This is a genomic window from Microcoleus sp. B5-D4 (assembly GCF_036705145.1).
GTDB lineage: Bacteria > Cyanobacteriota > Cyanobacteriia > Cyanobacteriales > Microcoleaceae > Microcoleus.
The window spans coordinates 86,927-109,609 of the sequence record NZ_JAUBTV010000014.1 but is presented as its reverse complement, the minus strand read 5'-3'; the positions used below and the strand labels follow the sequence as shown (position 1 = coordinate 109,609).

14 protein-coding genes and 1 pseudogene are annotated in these 22,683 nt (G+C 49.5%); 9 read left to right on the top strand and 6 right to left on the bottom strand.

Annotated features, from left to right (window positions below):
* The 5 genes and pseudogenes from QUB10_RS09815 to purS all read right to left on the bottom strand — a co-directional run.
* Window positions 1–1,172 (bottom strand): annotated as a pseudogene (locus QUB10_RS09815) (WD40 repeat domain-containing protein); the annotation flags it as partial.
* Window positions 1,165–3,201, bottom strand: a complete 2,037-nt coding sequence (locus QUB10_RS09810; protein WP_333201632.1) for an ATP-binding protein — start codon at window positions 3,199–3,201, stop codon at window positions 1,165–1,167. The gene QUB10_RS09810 and the pseudogene QUB10_RS09815, both read right to left, overlap by 8 nt.
* Before the next feature lie 258 nt (window positions 3,202–3,459).
* Window positions 3,460–4,263, bottom strand: coding sequence for a DUF4058 family protein (locus QUB10_RS09805; RefSeq protein ID WP_333201644.1), 804 nt, complete (start codon window positions 4,261–4,263; stop codon window positions 3,460–3,462).
* Window positions 4,264–4,601: 338 nt separating this feature from the next.
* Window positions 4,602–5,303 (bottom strand): phosphoribosylformylglycinamidine synthase subunit PurQ, encoded by a 702-nt coding sequence (gene purQ / locus QUB10_RS09800; RefSeq protein ID WP_333201630.1) that lies wholly within the window; start codon window positions 5,301–5,303, stop codon window positions 4,602–4,604.
* 291 nt (window positions 5,304–5,594) lie between these two features.
* Window positions 5,595–5,879 (bottom strand): phosphoribosylformylglycinamidine synthase subunit PurS, encoded by a 285-nt coding sequence (purS, locus tag QUB10_RS09795; RefSeq protein ID WP_333042010.1) that lies wholly within the window; start codon window positions 5,877–5,879, stop codon window positions 5,595–5,597.
* A 143-nt stretch (window positions 5,880–6,022) separates the two neighbouring features.
* On the opposite strand from purS, the gene QUB10_RS09790 reads away from it, so the two are divergent.
* Complete coding sequence (locus QUB10_RS09790) at window positions 6,023–6,415, top strand: Fur family transcriptional regulator (protein WP_333201627.1); 393 nt, start codon at window positions 6,023–6,025, stop codon at window positions 6,413–6,415.
* A 315-nt stretch (window positions 6,416–6,730) separates the two neighbouring features.
* Here QUB10_RS09790 and QUB10_RS09785 read toward each other — a convergent pair whose 3' ends face one another.
* Entirely contained in the window at window positions 6,731–8,941 is a 2,211-nt protein-coding gene (locus tag QUB10_RS09785; protein ID WP_333201625.1) for a peptidase domain-containing ABC transporter, read from the bottom strand.
* A gap of 686 nt (window positions 8,942–9,627) precedes the next feature.
* Here QUB10_RS09785 and QUB10_RS09780 point away from each other — a divergent pair.
* The 8 genes from QUB10_RS09780 to QUB10_RS09745 all read left to right on the top strand — a co-directional run bounded on the left by QUB10_RS09780 (window position 9,628) and on the right by QUB10_RS09745 (window position 22,525).
* A complete protein-coding gene (locus QUB10_RS09780; RefSeq protein ID WP_333201623.1) occupies window positions 9,628–11,622 on the top strand; it encodes a PatA/PatG family cyanobactin maturation protease in 1,995 nt (664 codons plus the stop codon).
* Window positions 11,623–11,718: 96 nt separating this feature from the next.
* A complete protein-coding gene (locus QUB10_RS09775) occupies window positions 11,719–11,970 on the top strand; it encodes a cyanobactin biosynthesis system PatB/AcyB/McaB family protein (protein WP_333201621.1) in 252 nt (83 codons plus the stop codon).
* 27 nt (window positions 11,971–11,997) lie between these two features.
* Entirely contained in the window at window positions 11,998–12,762 is a 765-nt protein-coding gene (locus QUB10_RS09770; RefSeq protein ID WP_333201619.1) for a cyanobactin biosynthesis PatC/TenC/TruC family protein, read from the top strand.
* Window positions 12,763–12,811: 49 nt separating this feature from the next.
* Window positions 12,812–15,142, top strand: a complete 2,331-nt coding sequence (locus tag QUB10_RS09765) for a TOMM precursor leader peptide-binding protein (RefSeq protein WP_333201617.1) — start codon at window positions 12,812–12,814, stop codon at window positions 15,140–15,142.
* Between the two features lie 119 nt (window positions 15,143–15,261).
* Window positions 15,262–15,504, top strand: a complete 243-nt coding sequence (locus QUB10_RS09760; RefSeq protein ID WP_445300757.1) for a DUF5837 family cyanobactin class RiPP — start codon at window positions 15,262–15,264, stop codon at window positions 15,502–15,504.
* Between the two features lie 254 nt (window positions 15,505–15,758).
* Window positions 15,759–17,468: a DUF5838 family protein gene (locus QUB10_RS09755; RefSeq protein ID WP_333201613.1), complete on the top strand. Its 1,710-nt coding sequence runs from the start codon at window positions 15,759–15,761 to the stop codon at window positions 17,466–17,468.
* Between the two features lie 82 nt (window positions 17,469–17,550).
* Window positions 17,551–18,513: a LynF/TruF/PatF family peptide O-prenyltransferase gene (locus tag QUB10_RS09750; protein ID WP_333201611.1), complete on the top strand. Its 963-nt coding sequence runs from the start codon at window positions 17,551–17,553 to the stop codon at window positions 18,511–18,513.
* 130 nt (window positions 18,514–18,643) lie between these two features.
* Window positions 18,644–22,525 (top strand): PatA/PatG family cyanobactin maturation protease, encoded by a 3,882-nt coding sequence (locus QUB10_RS09745; protein WP_333201609.1) that lies wholly within the window; start codon window positions 18,644–18,646, stop codon window positions 22,523–22,525.
* The last annotated feature ends 158 nt before the right edge of the window (window positions 22,526–22,683 follow it).

The following is a 22,683-nucleotide window of genomic DNA, read 5'->3' as shown; positions in this document are numbered from 1 at the left end:
TCCCAGATTTTCAGGGTTTTATCGTATGAAGCAGAAATCGCTGTTTTACCGTCTGGTGCGATCGCCACTGCTGTTACATAGCTACTATGACCGGTGAGGGTTCGCAGTTCGGTGCCTGTCTCGGTGTCCCAGATTTTCAGGGTTTTATCGTATGAAGCAGAAATCGCTGTTTTACCGTCTGGTGCGATCGCCACTGCTGTTACCGCATAGTTATGACCGGTGAGGGTTCGCAGTTCGGTGCCTGTCTTGGTGTCCCAGATTTTCAGGTCCGATGAACCGGAAATCGCCGTGAGGCCGTCGGGTGCGATCGCCACTGCACTTACCCCGGAACTATGACCCGTGAGAGTTTTCAGTTCCCGGCCTGTCTCGGTGTCCCAGATTTTCAGGGTTGTACCATCGGAATCCGAAATCGCTGTTTTACCGTCTGGTGCGATCGCTACTGCATTTACCCCGGAACTATGACCCGTGAGAGTTTTCAGTTCCCGGCCTGTCTCGGTGTCCCAGATTTTCAGGGTTTTATCCGATGAAGCGGAAATCGCTGTTTTACCGTCTGGCGCGATCGCCACTGCATTTACCCCGCCAGTATGACCGGTGAGGGTTCGCAGTTCGGTGCCTGTCTTGGTGTCCCAGATTTTCAGGGTGTTATTCCGTGAAGCGGAAATCGCCGTGAGGCCGTCTGGTGCGATCGCCACTGCATTTACCGAGTCAGTATGACCGGTGAGGGTTCGCAGACACCCTTCTCCCGATCGCTCTAAACTAGCCCTCAAAGGCCGCAGCCAAGGACTATCTTTCCACTGCTTTGCCTGTTCCAACATCCCCCGAATCTCAGGCATTTCAAAATCCACCAACCTCCCCCACAAATGCTCTACCAGTTGCGTTTTATCCAATTCCAAAACGTGCGCCGACTTGCGAATTGCCCCTTGAATCAACTTCAGAGTTTCAGTTTGCCCCTCCGACAACAGAACATCAGAAACTCTCGCCAAATCGTAATCCTCAATTAACGCTTGAACCCCCAACGCATCCAGCTTCGCCTCAATAAAATCAAAATCCGTCAACAATTGATGCAGCCGTTCCCCTTGAACACTCTCTGCCAAATGCCCCGGCAGAGTTTCCAAAGCATAAAGCCGCTTTTTCGGCGACAGTTTCCCCAACCGTTCTTTAAACTTACTCATCGCCGTACAAATCCTCCCACAAATTATCAGAAATCGCCGCTTCGATATCCCGCAGCGAAACCCCAGCTTTCTGCACTACATCCTTACGATGCAGAAATCTTTGGAAACTCGCGTGATAGATACTGTAATCTGGCGGAGTGTCGCTGCTACGGCGCAGAAACTGTTCCCAATCATCCAGAACTTCTTGCAAATCTAAAGCATCTTCCTCAGCAAAATCCGCCAAAATATCGCAGGAAACAGGCTTACGAGTTTTAGTCAACAAATAAATCACCTTCAACTTCCGGCGGCGCAATTCTTTATCTCTAACCGCCATTTCCATGCGCGCCCAGTGCTTCTCATAATATCCTTCCAACTCCCTCGGCAAATCTTGCAAATTCACATCGCTGTACTTGCCGCTATCGATATCATTCAGCACATAGCGCAGGTACATAAAGTTATTCTGGCTTTTTTCAGCTACCGCCGCCACAAACTGTTCTCGCTGCAAATTTTGACGGTTAATCCAACTCTGAATTGACGCGCTGTTGCTGGTGCGTTTGTCAATATAAAGCTTGACATCCGCCAAACTTTCTGCACTGTACTGCATCAAATCAAAAACCTGATGATTTGGCAAAGGCAGAGATTCCGGTCGCTTCGAGACAATAAAATAAACATTATCCGGCAAAGCATCAGGCAAATAGAGGACATTGCTGCCACGCCCATGATCGCTCCGATCTACTTCATCCAGGGCATCCACAATAAAAACTAACTTTTTTCCGCCCAGTTTAGCACTGACTTCCCCCAACAATCGACTGAGAAAATTGCCATCTGTAGTCGCATTTTCTGGCAATTTTGGGTAATCCAGTTTAAAGGCTTGAATTAACTGAGTGCAGGCATTTTCCAGAAATTGCTTTGCCTTAACCGTGCCTTGAGATTGCGAGTTAAAATGGACAACACAGCGCCGCTTCATCAGCAGCACTAACTTTGCCATAATTGAACTTTTGCCGACACCCGGATCGGCTTCTAAAACAAAATATCCTTTGGGATTTTTCTGCAAGAATTCGATAATGGCTTCAAAGACAAATTGGCGGCCGGTAAAGTCTTGAGTGCGGTCTTGAATAATCGTTTCGCACTCGTAGGGAAGCGGCAATCGGGGCGCGGAAGTATCAACAAATCGTTCCAGCAAATTCTGAACTTGCGCCAAATCGGATCGGATACCAATTTCTATGGCTTCCAATTTGACCATCACTTGACAAATCTGCTGCCCAGTTGCCACGGCCTCCAATTTGTCCAGAATTTCCCCATTTTGCAGCCCCAAATCTTTGAGTTGTGCCAAAGCAATTTGGTGCAGATTCAACAGCATCGCGGCAAACTTTTCTCCTCCCTTCGCGGCATCCAGTTTCAGCACTTCGCGGTACGCTTTCGGGAAAGTTGCGTACAGTTTCTCCGCGACAAATTCCACAATTTCCGCATCGAAGGATTTGCCCTCGCTGGCGGCGAATTCGTTGACGAAACTTGCCCAATCTGCCGTTGTCAATCCGGTAACTCGATCGAACTCCTCGGCCTCCGCAGAAAAAATCTTGGTTAGCTGGTCTTCGGAAATATTTAAACCCCTTGACAAGTCGGCTGTATTCGTGTTAATATCCAGCCAGTATTCAGGAGTTTTCTCTGCTAATTGACTGAGTGCTGTTTCTGGATAAGGCAAATTTTTGGTTTCGGCGATCGCAATTAGGCGATCGGACTTCGCAACCTCTCTCAAAATATAGCCGATCGCCTCACCCGCCGCCTTAATCAAATCGTGATTATCGAGAATCCTCGGATTTTTGCTCAACCCTTCCGTCAGCCGATTTCCGAGGTCATTAGCCGCGATATTCCCCGCTATACCAGTAGCAATCGCTGCTAAGATAGAAGCTCCCCCAAGTGCGATCGGGCCGCCCATCATACCCGCTGCTGCTTGAGTTGCCGGATTGGCGATCGCACTTGAAATAACTTGTCCAATAGCCATCACCGCACTGCATCCAATTACCCTAGTTTTAAAATTAGCTAAGTCCATTAGTGGCATACAATAAATATTTTTCTTTTCAAAAGTTAGGAGTAATTATATCTTGCCGGCTGCCGTTTAGTCCGTCGGGGGTTGAAATCCACATTATGCACCATTCTCACTAAGTCTTTCATGAACAGGCAAGATGCCTGTTCCACAAAGAGTAAATTTCTTGTGGAACAGGCATCTTGCCTGTTGCTGACGCAAGATGCCTGTTCCACAAAGAGTAAATTTCTTGTGGAACAGGCATCTTGCCTGTTGCTGACAATATTAATTATCTCGAAGTTCTTTTTCTTGCAAAAGTTGGGTAGCCCAAACCCGATCTTCTTCCGATAGAGACGGTACGGGTTCTTGATTATAGTCGATCCGATAATCATAGCCAGCGCGATCGTAAACACCTGCAAATATTTCTGGGAAATTAACAATAGGTTCTACATCTTCCTCGCGCAAGGGAAGCGGAAATATAGGTAGAGAATCGCGGAGATTAAAAGCATAAAGTTCGGCAAACGGACGGCGATTACTGGGACTGACCAAAACCCGATAATCGCTTTGAATAGAATTATTAAGAATGGGCATAGATTCCCATTTTCGTAGTAAATCGATTTCGACTAAATTGGTTAAGCTACCTAAAATACTCTGGCGTTTTTTGAGATAAGTAATTCTTCCTTCTCCACTACGTTTGTTGACAGGAGAAAGAATTTCAATTGCGGTGACAACTTGTTTCGTTGCCATTTCTCGCACTTCCAGGTAAGTCTGTTTAATTTTTTCAGGAGCAGGCACTTTAACGGTAGTCGGAAGTGTTATATTTAAAGTGGCAACTGAACCTGTAGGAAGATTCGGGTTATTAGATTGACGCTTAATCGCCACATCGGGGATACCTACTAAAAGGGAGTCGCTGTTACTGTCATTTGGATCGGTAATTTCATAGATGCGTTTGTCGATTGCAACCTCATATTTAGGGCGAATTTGAGGCATGATGGTATCAGCGATCGCGATAATCAATCGATTGTGAGTTTCCTGCCAGAAATCGGGGTGTTCTAAGTAGGGGTCCATTCCAGGAAAAGGTGAAGGCATAGGACTGTTTTCCGATGTATTGACTTTCAAATCATTTTAGCATTTTTAATTTGGTAGGTGCGTCGCTTTAAAGCGAGGCAGAGCCTCTGGATATAGGTTCCCAGGCTGGAGCCTGGGAACCAGTTAAAGCTTGTCAAGAACAGGCATCCTGCCTGTTCCACAGTAATTATTGGAGATGTCTATTTGTAGATGAATTTAATCTGTTGTGGAACAGGCCGGAAAGCCTGTTGATTTTGGGCGGGCAAGATGCCCAACCCCTACTCCCCACAACAAATTTAATCTACTGTGGAACAGGCCGGAAAGCCTGTTCATAAAATCAGAGACACCCCAAATATCAACTACAAAACAGCAGCAACACTTGCCATCAGCAACCCTTGAAACAATTTCACCCCATCAGTTTCGCCCAACATCGGATCGGAAGCCCTCTCAGGATGCGGCATCATTCCTAATACATTGCCCGCCCGATTACAAATACCGGCAATATTATTTAACGAACCGTTGGGATTGCCAGCATCGCTAATTTTGCCCGCCGGAGTACAGTAGCGAAACAGCACTTGCTTGTGCTCTTCTAGTTCTGCTAAAGTATCGGCATCGGCATAATAGTTGCCTTCGCCGTGGGCGATCGGCAAATCGATGATTTCACCCGTAGTATAAGCCGCAGTCCAACGAGTATTACCGCGCTCGACTTTCAAAGAAGCCCGATCGCAAATAAAATTCAATCCCGCATTCCGCACCAGAGCACCGGGCAACAAACCAGCTTCAGTCAACACCTGAAAACCGTTGCAGATGCCCAGTACAAGCTTTCCTTGTTTCGCGTGTTCCGCAGTAGCCCGCATCGCCGGAGAAAAACGGGCGATCGCACCGCACCGCAAATAATCTCCGTAACTGAAACCACCGGGAATTACAATGATGTCAATATCCGAAATATCGGTATCTTCGTGCCAAATCATCCGCGTCGGTTGGTGGAGTAACCCTTGAGTCACCCACACCACATCGCGATCGCAATTTGAACCAGGAAAAACAATAACTCCAAATTTCATAAGCTGAAGGAAGAAGGAAGAAGGAAGTTCGGCAACGGATTATGTAACGGATGTAACGGATGTCAGGAAGAAGGAAGAGGTGTCAACATAAGACTAAAATCTTATGTTTTTCTCCCTTGTATCGAAGTCTCGATCCCCCTAAATCCCCCTTAAAAAGGGGAGTAGGGGTTGACTTTGAGTGTTCCGAGTGCCCGCTTTTTAACAGAGATTTTGAGAACCTCTTGTCCCCCCCTTATTAAGGGGGGTTAGGGGGGATCTCCGGGTTTAAAAACACCCTAGGGACGATCGCATTTATGCTGCCGCTGTCTCCACAGCAACAGGAATTTCAGTCAAATCAAAGCGATAATTTTCAATCACTGGATTGGCCAAAAGTTGGTCGCAAACGCGATCGAGTTGTTCGCGGGCCTCCGACTCACCAGCAGCAGTCAGCGTCAATTCAACGTATTTCCCAATACGCACGCGCTCAACATTGTCGTATCCCATGTGTTGCAAACCAGACTGTACGGCAGTGCCGGCGGGATCTAAAACAGAAGGGCGGAGGGTAACATAGATTTGGGCAAGATATTTCTGAGTCACGGGAATGTTGCGGTAGGTGATGTGAAAGTTAGCCCCATTGTATTCTACAACCGAGCAGCGCGCCGATCGCCCTTTGGTTCGCCCAAGTAAGATAGCCTAGAAACAGGGACTGATTTGACTCTAGCAGATTACACAAAAAAATTATGAGAACCAACCGCACCCGCAGTCAGGAGCGTATTTTACACTTGCTCAAGCACTTGAATCGATCGCTCTCAGCACAAGATATCTACTTAGAACTGCGTAACAGCGACCAAAGCATGGGCCTAGCAACAGTTTACCGCTCCCTCGACGGTTTAAAGCGAGAGGGGTTCGTTCACGTCAGAACGCTTGCTAGTGGCGAATCTCTCTACGGTGCCGCCCACCAAGACCAACATCACTTAACTTGTCTGGAATGTGGCGCGTCAATTACGATCGACGAATGCCCCGTCCACCACTTAGAAAGCCAACTACAACAATCTCATTCTTTCAAGATTTATTATCACACTTTGGAGTTTTTCGGATTGTGCGCTCGATGTACTTTGGCTCAAGAATCTTAGAGAAGTTATTAGTCATGAGTGATATCAATTCCGGTTGCACTCAGAAAGGATAGTTGACTGTTGACTGTTGAGTGTTGACTGTTGACCGAAAGCATCCAGGATACCAGCCCCCGGATTCATTCCGAAAGCAGACTCAGGACCCAGAAATAAAAAACCTGTATCCGATAAAGGAGCCCCCGAATTTATCCGTGGGGTCAATGCTTCAATCTAAAATCTAAAATCTAAAATCTAAAATCGATTGACTCGGTGTCGAACCGCGCAGGCTGGTTTTGTTTGTGTAGCGACAGATTTCAACCTGTCGTTTTATTAACTAGCTCAAGGATTCAAAAACTCTAAATGGTCTCCTGGAATCGCTCGCAATTTTGCAGCCGAGCCTTGCATTTTCAACCGGCCGCGTTCTAACATGATAATCCAATCGGCGCGATCGATCACTCGCGGCCTGTGACTGATAAAAATCGTCGTTTTCCCGTGCCGATACATCAACAACTGTTCTAAAACTTCCGCTTCGCTTGCGGGGTCAAGCCCTGCGGTAGATTCGTCTAAAATCAATACGGGCGGGTTGTTGAGAATGGCGCGGGCGATCGCCAATCTTTGTCTTTGTCCGCCAGAAATATTCGCTCCAAACTCCCCTAAAACTGTTTGATATTTATCCGGCAATTGGCTGATAAATTCATCCGCCCCCGCAATTTTGCAGACTTTAACAATCTGTTCAAAGCTGATATCTGGACTGCCCAATCGAAAATTTTCCATAATCGAACGGCTCCAAAAATGCGCTTCTTGAGGAACCAATACTACCTGCTGTCTGAGACTGTCGAGAGACAAATCCTGTAAGTTGTAACCGCCAATTCTAATATTACCAGATTGCAGCGGGTACAGACCAGCAATTACTTTTGCTAGCGTACTTTTTCCGCAGCCGGAATTGCCGATTAAAGCAATTGCTTGACCGCCGGGAAATGTGACAGAAAAATTTTCCAGCAAGTCAAGTCTGCCGGGGTAGTGAAAATTAACACTCTTGCAAACAATACCGTCGCGGTCTTGAATAGTTACAAAAGGTTTATTCGTATCGTCTTTAGTTTCCGGTTCAGCATCGATGACTTCCGACAGCCGTTGAGTAGCTGTCTGCACGCGAGTCATCTCATCAGTAAATCCTACTAGCGAATTCACCCAAGTAGTAACGTTTTGATTCATGCTAATAAACGCTAGCAACTGACCTATACTCAATACCTTGTCAATCACCAAACCGCTACCAAGCCACAGCAGAGTAATGCTGCCAGCAGAGGCAACAAAACCAGAAAATATATTGTTGAGAATGCCAATTTGTGTAGTGCGGAAAGTGAGCTTTGCTAAGCGACCGAAGCGGGTTTGAAATTCTTCCCAAAGTTGCTGACCGCTGCTAGTAGTTTTGACAGTCAGCGCGCCTTTAAAAGTTTCTACTAAAACGCCTTGAGTTTCTGCTTCCAGCACAAATAAACTGCGCGTTTTTTGCTGCAATACGGGCAGAAATACCACTGTAGAGGCAGTCATTAACAGAGCTATAGCTGTAGCTGCTAAAGTCAGTTCCTTGCTGTAAAATAACATAAAAATAAAAGAAACTACAGCGATAAAAAATTGACTAGGCAAGCTGATAGCGACTTGAGAAACTAATTTATTGATTTCTTGGATATCTTGTAATCTACTGACGATTTCGCCACTGCGTCTGGTTTCGTAAAAGCTCAAAGGCAATCGCAGGAATTTGCGCGCGAATTCCATCACCAATCCCAATTCTAAACGCTGGGAAAACTGAGCAATTAAGTTCGACTCTACCAATCCTAAACTGCTGCTAAAAAGGTTCATAACTATAACTGCGATCGCCACACTCGCCAGGAGTTGTCTGTCGCCCCGCACCAGGATGTCGTCGGTGAGCAGTTGAACTAGAAAAGGCGAAGAAATCGACAGCAAACCCAACACCATATTCAGCAAAAATGCTTCCATTAAAATCGGGCGATAAATCCCAATCCGGCGCATCCATTTTTGTAAGGAATTAGCGGGCGGTTGACCCTCTGCTGCTGCAAAAAACCGCTCCGCATCGGGTTCTACTAGCAAGCACAGCCAATCTGTCCAAGCTGCTGCTAATTCTGCTTTAGAAACATAGCGCATACCGACGGCTGGATCGCCGATCGCATATTTGTTGCCCTTTTTGCCGTACAAAACAACCCAGTGATAGCCGCTCCAGTGAATAATCATCGGTAGAGGGGCATCATCGAGCTTGTCTAAAATAGCAGCCGCTGCTCGCACCGATCGAGCATTAAAGCCGATCGCCTCACCGCCTTGTTTCAAGCCCAGTAAAGTCGTTCCTTGCTGGCCGGTACCGACCAATTCTCGCAAGCGACTAATTGTAAAGTTCTGTCCGTAAAATTTGGCGATCGAAGCCAGACAAGCTGCACCGCAATCTTCTTCGCTCTGCTGGAGAACAACCTGATATTTCAGAGAATTATTTGTTTTTCCATAGAATGGTATTCCTGGGAAAAATGGGATATTTTTTAGCATTTTTTCAAATGAGTAGAGCCTAAAGAACAATACCCACCGCCGCCTGGCCAATCAGCAAAAAGCACCCATAAAATTATGGGTGCTCGCTTTCTTCACAGTTTTCTAACTGAATTAAATGAAACAGCCCTGGGGGTTAGGGGGCTGGGGGGTTAGGGGCAGGGCGGTTTCATTCTCACGAAAATCGCGATTTTGACTCTTGTAGTGTCCTGAATGCCTACCCCCCCACAGACAACTTCACAGGCGTTTGAGACATGGGGGCAGCCACGGGGGGCAGCCCCTACAAGAGAATGAAACAGCCCTGGGGGTTAGGGGGGTGGGGGTTAACTGAACCGTATTGGTACAAAATCTATCCAAATAATAAGAAATATGTAGAGTCTATTGTATAAGTCCTGTTCAGTATGCTTATATAGATTCAAGGCTTTGGTATAGCCCTACACAAGTAGCACCTAGCCAACTTAGACGATTGATCCTCGGTCATCCTAAGTTCCCTCGTCTGGCAAGCATAAGATTGTGCAGCACTAAAACTAATTCCTAGGGATAAACCAATTGTCCTAATTTTTCTTTTCAAAAATTAAATTTGTGGCAGCATACGCACCACTAGTTTACCTTGAAGGTAAAAACGCACGTATCTATCAATAGGTGTAAAAAAACTACTCTATGCTGATTAGTGTTTGGAATACGTTTAAATGCTAGATACATTAAGTACGCTCTCCCAGGGAGATAGTAGTATTTGTATCGCCGTTTTGGATGGTCCTGTTGACCAAAATCATCTTTGCTTCCAAGGCGCCGACTTAACGTTTCTTCCCACCTTGGTTAAAGCCCAGGCCCAGGTCGGTGGCAATATGTCCACCCACGGAACCCACGTTGCCAGCATTATCTTTGGGCAACCGGGCAGTCCGGTGGAGGGGATAGCTCCCAAATGTAAGGGAATAATTGTCCCTGTCTTCGCCGACGATCGCCTCAGAACTTCCCAGCTAGATTTGGCTAGGGGGATCGAGCAAGCAGTCAATGCCGGCGCCAATGTTATCAACCTGAGTGGGGGACAACTAACCGACTTTGGCGAGGCCGATGGCTGGTTACAGAATGCCGTTCGTCTGTGCCGAGAGAACAACGTCTTGCTCGTCGCTGCCGCTGGCAACAATAGTTGCGATTGCTTGCACGTACCCGCTGCCTTGCCCTCTGTGCTAGCAGTAGGCGCGATGGATGCTAATGGCAAACCCTTGGACTTTAGCAACTGGGGCGAAGCCTACAAAGACCAAGGCATCCTTGCCCCAGGCAAGGACATCCTGGGAGCTAAACCCGGTGGTGGCACCGACCGCCTGAGCGGTACGAGCTTCGCCACTCCGATTGTCTCAGGTGTAGCAGCCGTGCTGCTGAGTCTTCAGCGGGAGCAGGGAGAAACCCCCGACCCCCACAAAATTCGTCAAGTGTTGTTGCAGAGTGCCTTACCCTGCGATCCTGACTTGCCAGAAGAAACCCGTCGGTGTCTCGCGGGCAGACTGAACATCTCTGGAGCCATAACGTTATTAAGAAAAGGAGGAAAAATGGCTGAGAATTTCGCATCGGTGGGTGCATCAGAAGTAGAAGCCGCAGGCTGCGGTTGTGATGGCGGCTTAACCAACGCCAGTGAAGCGATGGCTAATCAAGGGCAACCGGCTCCTAGCTTGGTTGCTGCTGCCGCCAAGCCAGGAGCGGCTGAGGCTGTCCCTAGCAACACCCCTAACTTGCAAAACTTGATGCAATCGTTTCCTACATCTGTAACCCAACAACAAATGATGCCCAACATAACTGCTAACTCCGTCACCGCCAGCCAAGCCCCCAGCGAACTTCCCGATCTCGGTCAGATTGTTTATGCCCTAGGAACCCTCGGCTATGACTTCGGGAGCGAAGCCCGCCGGGACTCGTTCAAGCAACTGATGCCACCGTTTGACATAGGGGGAGGGGTGATGGTGCCCGCGAACCCCTACGACGCCCGCCAGATGGTGGACTACCTGGGCGACAATATTTCTGAGGCCCGATCGCTCATTTGGACACTCAACATTGAATTGACTCCAGTCTATGCGATCGACCCCACGGGTCCCTTCGGAGCCGAGTCCTACCGCGCCCTCCACGAACTGCTATCCGGTCAAATCCAACCCGAAAACGATGCCGAATACGTTGAGCGCGTCAGCATCCCCGGCATCTTGACCGGGCGCAAAGTCAAGCTCTTCTCCGGTCAAGTTATCCCGGTAATTGAACCCCAAAGCACCCGCGGCATCTACGGTTGGAAAGTCAACAGCTTGGTGAGAGCGGCGATGGCAGCGGTTCAAGCTGAAGACGGCACTGCTGATGAAGACCGCATCCGCAACACCTTAGATGGCTTCCTCAACCGCATCTACTACGACCTCCGCAACTTGGGAACCACTTCCCAAGACCGCGCCCTCAACTTCTCCGTCACCAACGCCTTCCAAGCCGCCCAAACCTTCAGCCAAGCGGTTGCCGTCGGCATGGAACTCGACAGCATTACTGTTGAGAAAAGCCCCTTCTGTCGCATGGATAGCGACTGCTGGGATGTGAAGTTGAAGTTCTTCGACCCTGAAAACAGCCGCCGTGCCAAGAAGATTTTCCGCTTCACCATTGATGTCAGCGATCTGATTCCGGTCACATTGGGCGAAGTTCGTTCTTGGTCTTCACCGTATTAAAGGGCAATACAATTGCGGTGAGAGTTCCACAACAAAATGGACTCTCGCCAAGACATCTAGATTTGTTCACCCTATCCATACGGAGAATCCTTAACCATGCGACTTCCTGTATTGTCTCCCCCCGTCAAACGGCCTCATTTCATCCAGCCTGCGCTGTGCGTGGATGTGGAAGATGGTCTTACCGAGGATTTGGTGCATATTCGGATGGATCTGCTCCATGGCGCTAACTATAACGATCCTTCAGCCTATGCCAACCGTAGTTTCAACCAAGTGATGCACTCTAGTGTCAGCCCGAGTTCAGCCAGCCAGGGCTGGGGCGGCTTTGGGGGCATGGGACGATTTTATTAACGGGCCACTGATAAGCCCCTAATCACGATGCCTCAGCAAACTGAAACCCTATGGCAAATTGGTCAAGCTGGTAAAGGAGGTCAGGAGTTTTCGCAGGTAGGTGGCTGGCAAGAGGAATTTACCTACGTTGTTGGGTCAGATCCAGACCCGATTAACCAGCCCCAAATGCCATCGTTGCTCGTGGTTCCCGGTCGCAAGACCAAACCAAAGAGCAAAGGAAAGCAGCTTTTTTCCACCGACAAACTGAATATCCAATTCACTCTTGCCCAAAGCTACAGCACAGGCGAACTTACGCTCTTTTACAACTTTTTTGGATCTCAAGTTGACACCCTGTGGGTTGATGGTGAGCCAGTGACCGAACTCGTCGGGGTCGGGTCAGGCAAGCCAACCAAAACCCAGATTCCCTTGCCAGCCCTCAGCGCTGGGCAACATACCCTGACCCTGACCACAGATCGTGGGTTGGGAGATGGGGCACACCGGATCGACTACCTCAAGCTAGAGGGGGTTGTGGTTCCCCAGCAACGGCAAACCCTCCAAACACCCCAAACACCCAAGGAAACTAAGGAAACTAAGGAAACTATGGCTAACGAGAAAAAGGAAACGGTGGCTAAGGAGAAAACAGAAGTAAAACCCTCGGATGTCTCCTCCACCCTTGAAGAGAAAAAGTCTTACGTGCCCACTTCCCAGACCGGGCTGCAAGATTATGCCTACTGGTGCGACTACGCCAAGAAGCAAGCCAAGGAGTCAAAGAGACACCCTAAACCCTTCCGCCGGGGCCGCATCTGGTCCTAATCCCTAGCCTGTCTTGTTATCGTCCACTTAATGACTGACTGTTCGCTCTATGCAATCCACCACACTCCTCCAAATTAAGCCGCACTTTCATGTTGAGGCGATCGAGCCAAAGCAAGTCTACCTCCTTGGCGAACAGAGCAACCACGCCCTCACCGGGCAACTCTACTGCCAAATTGTGCCCCTCTTGGATGGGCAATATACCCGGGAGCAGATTGTCGAAAAGCTGGGTGGGGAAGTCCCAGAAGAATACATCGACTATGTACTCGATCGCCTCGCAGAGAAAGGCTACCTCACCGAGGTTGCCCCGGAACTATCCTCGGAAGTCGCAGCATTTTGGAGCGAGTTAGGGATTGCACCCCCCGTAGCAGCCGAGGGGCTACAGCAGCCGGTCACGCTGACAGCGGTGGGCGATAACATCAGTGAAGTAACCGTTGCTGCCCTCGCAACTGCCCTGCGGGACATGGGCATTCCGGTGCAAAACCCCACAGACGCGGGTTCGGAGGCGGCGCTCAACATCGTCTTGACCGATGACTATTTGCAGCCGGAACTAGCCACCATCAACAAGCAGGCTCTGGAGCGCCAACAAACTTGGCTGCTCGTCAAGCCTGTGGGCAGTGTCCTCTGGTTGGGCCCAGTGTTTGTTCCCGGAAAGACAGGGTGTTGGGGCTGTCTGGCTCATCGGCTGGGGGGCAACCGCGAAGTTGAGTCGTCGGTGTTGCGGCAAAAACAAGCCCAACAGCAGCGCAATGGTCAAAACGGGAGTGTATTAGGCTGCTTGCCCACAGCACGGGCGACGCTGCCTTCGACCCTGCAAACGGGGTTACAGTTCGCCGCGACTGAGATTGCCAAGTGGATTGTCAAGCAACACGTCAATGCCACTGCACCGGGAACGGCACGCTTCCCCACCCTCGACGGCAAGGTTATCACCTTCAACCAGACAATTCTGGACTTGAAAAGCCATATCTTGATTAAGCGGCCGCAATGTCCGACCTGTGGGGACTCGGGAATTTTGCAGCGGCGAGGGTTTGAACCGCTAAAGCTAGAATCGCGGCGCAAGCAGTTCACCCGTGATGGCGGTCATCGCGCCACCACTCCAGAACACACGGTGCAGAAATATCAGCACTTGATCAGTCCAGTGACGGGCGTGGTGACGGAACTGGTGCGGATTACCGATCCGGCTAATCCGTTGGTACATACCTACCGGGCGGGGCATAGCTTCGGCAGTGCTACCTCCTTACGGGGTCTACGCAATACCCTGAAACACAAGAGTTCGGGCAAGGGTAAGACCGATAGCCAATCGCGGGCGAGTGGCTTGTGTGAAGCAGTGGAGCGCTATTCTGGCATCTTTCAAGGGGACGAACCTCGTAAACGGGCAACCTTGGCGGAACTGGGAGACTTGGCGATTCATCCAGAACAGTGTTTGTACTTTAGCGAGGCGCAGTATGCCAACCGGGAGAGCTTGAACGCGCAAGCAACGGCGGCTCACGATTGGATTCCCCAGCGGTTTGATGCGAGTCAAGCCATTGACTGGACTCCGGTGTGGTCGTTAACAGAGCAGACCCATAAGTATCTGCCTACGGCGATGTGCTACTACCACTATCCCTTGCCCCAAGATCATCGCTTCAGCCGGGGAGATTCCAACGGTAATGCTGCCGGGAACACCCTCGAAGAAGCCATTCTGCAAGGGTTTATGGAACTGGTGGAGCGCGACGGTGTGGCGCTGTGGTGGTACAACCGCTTGAGGCGTCCGGCGGTGGACTTGACGAGCTTTGATGAGCCGTATTTTGTCCAGTTGCAGCAGTTCTACCGGGAAAATGACCGAGAATTATGGGTGCTGGATTTGACAACAGACTTAGGCATTCCAGCTTTTGTCGGGGTGTCGAATCGGAAAACGGGAAGCTCGGAACGATTGATTCTCGGCTTTGGGGCGCACCTCGACCCCACTATTGCCATCATCCGCACCCTCACAGAGGTTAACCAAATTGGCTTGGAACTGGACAAAGTGCCAGACGAGAACCTGAAAAGCGACGCAACGGATTGGTTACTCACTGCGAAGCTGGCGGATCATCCCTACCTTGTCCCTGATGCCACACAACCCCTCAAAACAGCCCAGGATTACCCCAAGCGTTGGAGTGATGATATTTACGCCGATGTCCTCACCTGCGTAGACATTGCCCAACAAGCGGGACTGGAGACCTTGGTGGTGGATCAAACCCGACCGGACATTGGTTTGAATGTGGTCAAGGTGACAGTGCCAGGAATGCGGCATTTTTGGTCGCGCTTTGGGGCAGGGCGGCTCTATGATGTGCCGGTGAAGCTGGGGTGGCGAGATGAACCGCTCGCTGAGGCTCAGATGAACCCCACGCCGATGCCGTTTTAAGTTTTTTAAAGTTTGCGGGCGATGGGTAGTCGCTACGTACCGGATGTCGCCCGACTAAGCTTCTTCTTACGAAGAAGGGGACTGGCCCACCCCAACGGGTCAATACGCCAAACAACACAATGAGGATTATTCTCATGAACAAGAAGAACATCCTGCCCCACCAGGGCAAGCCCGTACTCCGCAGCACCAACGGTAAACTCCCCAGCCACCTGGCTGAACTCTCTGAGGAATCTCTCGGTGGTAATGGTGTGGGTGCGTCCCAGTGCTTCGTAATCTGCTCCTATGACGACGGTGTGGGCGCGTCTCAGTGCATGCCCTGCGTCTGCGTCCCCGTCTGCTCCTACGACGGTGATGATGCCTAAATGCCTCTGATTTAGTCATCGCCAGCGAGCGATGCCATCTTGATCTTCTAAGTTCGGTAACATTAGGATTAATTATCCTATGCATCGAAACGAAGAAAAGCTGGGCTCTGAGCTAAAAACGGGGCTAACAATGCTTGCACAGTAGACGTTATTTTCAAAGTCTGGTGTTCCTTCGTTAGCCTCGTTTTTTATTTAAAGTGCTATTACACTGACAGTCTAATCATTCTTTTGGCTCATCATCTTCACTGGAAATCATGAACAGCAACCTCATCCGTCCTCATATTTCTACTCAGAGCAATCGGGCTGCTGAAGTCGAAAAAGTTCGTACTTTTTATAACAAAAATTCTATCAACTTTAGTCGAATGGTTCCTGATGCAGTAGCTAGATCGCACAACCTTAGTCTAGCGACTCGGATGGGAATACAGCCCGGAAACTATATATTTGATGCTGGTTGTGGAGCAGGAATTCCGGCAATTCATATTGCCCAGTCGTTTCCAGGAGTGCGGATTGAGGGTCTCACGATTTCTGAGGTGGAAGCGGCAGAAGCCCAAATTCGGATTGCCCAAGCAAATTTAGTGGATCGGGTACGGGTACAAGTGGGTGATTTTCATGCCCCACCCTTTCCTGATGCTGTTTTTGATATCGTTTTTTTTAATGACAGTATTAAGTATTCTAATCAGTTGCCTCAAGTTCTTGCCGAAGTTAAGCGTTTACTCCGGCCAGGGGGGACTTTGTACATCACCGGTCTCTTTGTCAAAGAGCCTCCTCTCTCCGTTCTGGAAGAACAAGCCTTGAATGAAATCAATCAACAAGAGTTACAAGGTAGCCATGTTATTCCGCTGAATAATTTGGTTGAAGCTGTTAGACAAGCAGGTTTTCAAAACATTGATTATGACAAAGATCAAACCCTTAAGATCCCAACCTTGGCTTTACGTTTAGCTAATGCAAACTTGATTCATCCTCATCTACCATTATTTTTTGGCGATATTAAAGCAGTCAGGCCTGCAAAAGTCAAGGTTCAAACTCAAAAGCATGGTGTTTTTGTCGCCTCTAGCCATATTGCGAATCGTCACGAAGATAACTTGCGTTACATCGAAGAACACAAACAAATCTTTGACATTGAAAACACCTATCTCCTCAACTTGTTTGAGGAATTTGTTGGCAAGCGGCGTCAAGATAAAGGCGGGTCTATCTCCTGTTGCTGCAATATTGAATGCGATCGCTACTATCCAGGGCGCTTTTATTACCTTTCTGAGGTTTATGTCCCCAATCCAGCGGTCAGATTGATTGATCTTGAAGATTTTCTGACGTTCTCTCGCCAAATCGAAGCCCGGTCAGAAGTGCAGCTTAATTTGGGACTACTTCAGCAGTTTTTGGCTGCGGGTCTAGATCCTTCTAAGCTAGATATGGTCAGTGTTGGTATTGATGTTCGTTCAGAACTAAGACCGTCGCGGATCAAATTGTACTTTAACATTAGGGACTATCCAGAAAAGACGGCAATTGCAACTGCGCTTTGTGGAGAACAGCGCAATTGGGAACAATTAATTGTCAATGGAACATTGTTGGTTGGGTTTGACTTTTTCTTTGACAATCGAGCAGCCGTAGAGGTTTACCCCACGTTCTACCCCAATGACCTTCAGCGGCCAGATGTCCAAGGCTATCTAGCCGACATTCTCCCAGCCAGAGCATTTCAGCTCGTCAAGGAGACTCAGGTTCTTCAAATCGGCATTAGTAGCGAGAATGATAGTGATGTGATATACTTTTGCATGGTCAATTCTCCGAACAGCTTCGTTGACTATCTTGGGAATGAGATGGTTAAGCAAGTTCACGAGCCCTATCGAAATCGAGTTTTTCATGGTTTATATATTGGTGTTCCTGAATCGGAGTTTGCTGCCAATTCAATCCAAAGGGTAAAAATGTACTATCACATGAATGACTCTGTGAACCAGACGAAATTAAGATGAAGATCAACTCAGGACAAACTCTGAATGAGTGCATATAATTCGCCTTAGATCCTTAAAAAACGTTGTATGAGGAAATACGATTATGACGATCACTTCTGTGTTTTCACCTGATTATCTACGAGAGCAGCGCCTTCGGTTCATGCGGACTCATCAAGATGGTTTTGATGTAGAACCTAGTTTTCCGATTCCTCTTTTTGAAGAAGCTGTTCTTAAAATAGAAGGCTCGTGTGGTGTTGAGCCTACTTGTAACGTTGAAGGCAATCGGTTATTCGCAGGAGACTTTCAAGTTGCTAATTACGGACACACTTGGCCTAGATCTCTGACCGATGCCTCAAATTTTTTAGACAAAATTGAAAGCAGAGTAGGTGTTAAAATCAATCGTCACTTGCTCGATCAATTTTCAGCCCTATACATTGGCTCTAGCAAAATCGAAAATAACACTATAGGCATTGACTTACGTCCGACACTTCAAGATTCTCTGATCAAGATATATATGCATATACATCCTGGGGAAAGTAACGGAGATTTAGTGATGACAGCGATCGCACTTGATAGTGCCAAATATTCGGCTGAGTTGACAGAAGTTCTGCTCAGAGATGTTGTTGTGATTGGATTTAATCTTTTCTTGGATGGTCGTAGTAACATAGAAATATGGGCGGGTTCTCCAGGAGGAAAATACCAAACTCAAGAAAATTTTGGAAGATATCTCGCTGCCTACATACAAAAAAGATCCTCACGCAAAGTAAATTCTATTTTTAATGTTTCAGATTCGATCTCGGCGAGTTTTTCTAGGGAAAAGATAGAGCCACTCTTCCATTTTCACTTTTTTGATATCAAAGACATACCACAATATTTTGCGTTCAATAGCTTGGGCGATAAGATTTATGACTTTTGTCAGAGTCAGGATTGCGTTACCTATGCTGGTATCACCGCTAAAGCGAGAGATTTGGAAAGTATTCGATTGGAAAACTATGGTTTTTTCTACAACCAAAGTGATACATGTCAACCGGATATAGATATAGGTAGATTGGCGAAATTTGTTTAAGAGTGAGTCATTTGTGCTTGTCGATGTTGCTGCGACTAATCTTCAAACAAAATACCGCTCCCGATCGCTTCACCGATCGCTGCCGTCATAAACTCACTTTCCCAATCATCGTTTCCCATTATCCATCGCTATGAGCAATCACCCCTTCGCTGTTTCCCTCAATCCCAATATCCAAGTTAAAAGCACCGAAGACCACTACACGCTGCACTCGGCAGAATCAGATCCGACTGCTTGGCTCACCCTAGCTACAACCCCTGGATTCGGTATTGCTCTCGATCGTCTCAAGGCAGGCAACACCACCCCCGACTCACTGGTGCAAGGGTTAGCCGAACTCGATGGTCGGGTAGCCGGGGAACAGTTCGCACTGACGCTACAACAATTGGATGAGCGAGGTTGGCTCAATTACGCCGTGTTGCCGCTGGCAGTGGCGATCCCGATGGTGGAATCCGCTGAATTGAATCTGACAGAACCCTACTGGACACAAACCCGTCTCACCCTCTCCCGCTTTGCCTATCAGCATCCCTACGATGGCACAATGGTGCTTGAGTCCCCCCTCTCGAAGTTTCGGATTAAACTCCTGGACTGGCGAGGGAGTGCGCTCCTGGCTCAACTCGCCCAGCCTCAATCCCTCGCAACACTTACGCCACCCCCCAACCTGGGGCCAGAAACCGCCTATCAGTTCCTCAGCCTGCTGTGGGCTGCGGGATTTCTGACGGCTGACCCCGAACCCCCCTCGCTCCAGCTTTGGGACTTTCATAACCTACTGTTCCACAGTCGCAGCCGCTTGGGCCGCCATGACTATCTAGCAGAAGATTTTAACATTGGGCAGTGGTCAGATTTCCCAATGGTGAAACCGGCTATGAGCGACCAGATTGTGCCGTTGCCGCGTCCGAACTTGGGGGCGTTGATGTGTAACGATGCCACGCTCACGGAAGCGATCGAAACGCGGAAATCGATTCGAGAATACGACGAGGCACATCCAATCACTATAGAACAACTCAGTGAACTGCTTTATCGGACTGCCCGTGTCAAAGAATTGCTTCACCCAGAGGAGTGGTTCGGTGAGCAGTTCGGTGAGAATTGGCGAGAAGTAATAGGTTTTGACGCGGACATGGACTATGGCGAGTTGAGCCGTCGTCCCTATCCGGGTGGCGGAACAATGTATGAGCTAGAAATTTATCCGGTAGTGCGGCGTTGTCAAGGATTGGAAAAAGGGTTGTATCACTATGACCCACTCAATCACCAATTAGATCAAATTTCCGAATCAGAGGATGTCTTAGCTCTGCAACCTTATGTGTATTACCAACCCCAACCACAAGTCCTTCTCGTGGTTACGGCACGGTTTGGACGGCTGTTCCGCAAGTATCGCTCTGTAGCCTATGCGCTAGTGCTGAAACACGTCGGAGTGTTGCAGCAAAATCTCTATCTAGTGGCAACGAATATGGGTCTGGCTCCCTGCGCGTTGGGGGCTGGGGATAGCGAGGGTTTTGGACAAGCAGCAGGTCTGGACTATGTGGAAGAGTCGGCGGTGGGTGAGTTCATATTGGGGTCACTGCCGAAGCGCGATGTGCAAGCGAGTGGAGTTGAGTCAGTTGAAGACGTCGATCCCTCGGATGAGTCTGCGGAGGTAGCAGTCTCGGTGAGCGCGGTTGAGTTGGATAGGGGTGAGGCGGAACCTGAGCCTGCTGATGTTGGGTTTCGTTCCTCAACTCAACCTACATCTGAACTAGATGTTGGGTTTCGTTCCTCAACCCAACCTACAGAATGGGTGGAGACAACAGAGGCAGCGGTTTCGGTGAGTGAGGCTGAATCTGTATCCCAGACGACGACTGAAGTCATGGACTCAGAGGCTTCCGAGAGTGAAGTGGAATCGGATGTTGTAGTGAATGAAACTGAATCTGCGGCTATTTCAGCCAGTGGGGTTGAGAGTTCTGCAACCCCACTCTCGGCAGCACTTCACCCCCACGACCTTGACGATCGCATCCCTGGACTGGCTGACCTACGCAACCAAACTCTTGGCGACCCCCGCATCACCATTGTAGTTATTGAAGGCAACCCCGACCACTCCCTGTCCTGTTTCCAGGGAGCCGAAATTTCTAAAGTCTTTCCCTACTGGCACGAGAATCCAGAGCCAATTTCCTCAGAAGAATACGCAACTTTCCGATCAATTGAGGACAGTGATCGCACAAAACAGGAGAAACAAGAAGCACTCAAAGCGGCTTTTTCCGAACCGCTTATCATGCGTCTTAAAATTGATGACCATACTTGCCACGTCACCAGCATCATTGTGGGTCAAGAGAACACCCCTTCTGCTGGTATTGTTCCCCACTGTCGTGTGATTAATTTACCGCTTAACAACAGGGGGATTACAGAAGAATTTATCTCTCCCCTCAACCTAGCCCGCGCCTTTGAGTTAGCCCTCAATTTAGGGGCGAATATCATCCACTGTGGAATCTGCCGCCCCACCCAAACCGGAGAAGGGGAAGAGCTATTCGCTCAAGCCGTACAGAAGTGCCTAGATAACAACATTCTGATTGTCGGGCCGGCGGGTAACAATTTAGGTGAATGCTGGTGTCTCCCTGGTGTATTGCCAGGAACCCTGCCTGTAGGAGCAATGGATCTAGGCAGTCCACCCGCCCACTACAGTAACTGGGGAGGCAATTATACCGAAGAGGGGATTATGGCTCCGGGTGACGACATTTGGGGAGCGCAACTGGCAACCGAGAAACCCAGACTCAGAACGGGAACCAGTGGAGCCGCCCCCATCGTGACCGGAATCGCCGCGCTGCTGATGAGTTTGCAACTGCAAGAAGGCAAAACCGTCGATGCCGAAGCCGTCCGAACAGCACTGCTCAATACCGCGATTCCCTGCGATCCGGCAGTTGTCGCCGAACCGGAGCGCTGTTTGCGCGGCTTTGTCAATATCTCCGGCGCAATGAGGGTGCTGTTTGGGCAACCCTCCCTCACCATTTCCTTCGCGGGCGACAAAGTGATCCGCACCGAACGGGCAGGCTATGCCGCCCCCGTCGCGAGTCATGCCCCCCCCAGTACCCAAGAGGTTGCTGCCAGTGCAGCGATGCCTGCTGTCTTGCCCGCCACTCCTGCCGAGGAACCCGTCACCGCCGCCGCGACTCCCGCAGACACAGGCACTGTCGAAGCCAGCACCGCCTACTCTGGCAACGTTTACGCCCTAGGGACGATCGGCTACGACTTTGGGGATGAAGCCCGCCGCGACACTTTCACACAACAGATGGCTCCCGCCGAAGTAAACGGCATCATAGTGCCTGCAGACCCCTACGATGCTCGCCAGATGGTCGAACACCTCGATCGCAATCCAGATGAAGGCCGTTCCCTGATCTGGACCTTGAACCTCGATGGAGACACGATATATGCCCTAGAGTCAACGGACGGCGAGGTCTACGAGATGTTTGTGCTGATGTTGGCGGGGCAACTCGAGCCAGAAGCCAGCGATGAATTTGTGGAGCGGGTCAGCATACCCGCCCGACGCACCAACCGCACGGTGGAACTCTCCTCCGGTGAGGTTGTGCCTGTAGTGACGGTACCTTACCCGCGGGGAATGTACGGCTGGAAAGTCAATACCCTGGTGGACTCGGCGATGGCGGCAATCTCTCGTCAGGTGGACGAAGCCCAAGCACCCCTCGTGCGACAGGCTCTGACAGCCTTCCTCAACCGAGTCTACAACGATCTTCGCAATGTGGGGCAGACTTCGCGCGATCGCGCCCTCAACTTCGCCGCCACCAACATCTTCCAAGCCGCTGTGACCTTTGCTCGGGCGATCGTCCAGGGTCGTCAACTCGACACCATTAACGTCGAAAAAAGCCCGTTCTGTCGCATCAACAGTGACTGTTGGGATGTCAAGCTTGAGTTCTACGACCCAGACAGTAGTCGTCGGGGGCGCAAGGTATTCCGCTTTACCCTTGATGTGGTGCTTCTGATGCCGGTGACTTTGGGTGAGGTGAGAAGCTGGTCAATCCCTGCTAAAGTGAGTTGAACGCACTGGTGACGGACTCACGCCACAAGAGTCGATATGGCGTGAGCTTCCGGGCAATTCCAAAATTTCCTTCAACTGAGATATTGCACCATTCTCAATTAGCCTTTCATGGGCGGGCGGGACGCCCAACCCCTACTCCCCACAAGAAAACTCACTCT